1 protein-coding gene is annotated in these 877 nt (G+C 69.4%); it reads right to left on the bottom strand.

Annotated elements, in window-relative coordinates:
- The coding region (locus ACXJKJ_RS30280; RefSeq protein ID WP_457395086.1) for a hypothetical protein at window positions 1-877 on the bottom strand (877 nt) is incomplete at both ends.

Genomic DNA, 877 nt, shown 5'->3' with positions numbered 1-877 from the left:
GCCCTGAGCACGCCGCTGCCGCCGAGCAGGATGCGGCCCTGCTGGTTGTCCAGTGCCTGCGCGATATCCAGCGTGGAGTGGCCGCTGCCTGCCGCCTGCACACTCCCCTTCTGGTTGAAGAACTGCTGCGCCGACAGGTTGAGCAGACCGTTGCCGCCGATATTGCCGCCACGGTTGTCCAGCGTGCTCTGCACGGTCAATCGCAGGGCCTGGTCCCCGGTGGCGGTGAGCGTGCCCCCGGCGGTGGTCAGGGTGCCGGTATCGATGCTGATCGCGCGCGCGGAGGTGATGGCCTCGCGCAGGTCGGTGCCCTGCCCGGTCACGCTCAGCGCGCCGTTGCTGAGCACGGTGCCGCGCTGGCCCAGCAGGGTCTGCGCGTCGATCTGCAATGTGCCGTCACCGGCGTGCTGGACGGTGCCTGCGGTGTTGTCGAAGGTGGTCGCCTGCAGCAACAGGTCGCCGTTGCTGGCCACGGTGCCGCCGGCATTGTCGAGTTCCTCGGCGAGGATCTGGCTGGCGCCGCTGCCGCTGGCCACGATGCGGCCCGCGCGGTTGTCCAGGTGGGTGGCCTGGAGGTCCACGCGGTCGGCGCCGAGGGTGGCGTTGCGATGGTCCAATTCGGTGGCGCGCACGGTCAGGGCACCCTTGCTGACCAGGGTGCCCGCGCTGCCATCAAGCCGATCGGTGTGCAGTTGAAGACCGCTGTCGCCGGCATGGCTGATGGTGCCGGCGGTGTTGATCAGGTGCCCGGCATTGATCGTGAATGCATCCGCATTGCTGGCGATCACGCCCTCGGCGTTGTCCAGCACGCCGCTGACCGTCCACGTACTGGTCGCGTCGCCGGCCGCGCTGAGCGCGCCCTTCTGGTTGGCTACGC

The organism is Roseateles sp. P5_E1 (assembly GCF_054049335.1).
This window is presented reverse-complemented; position numbering and strand designations above follow the sequence as displayed.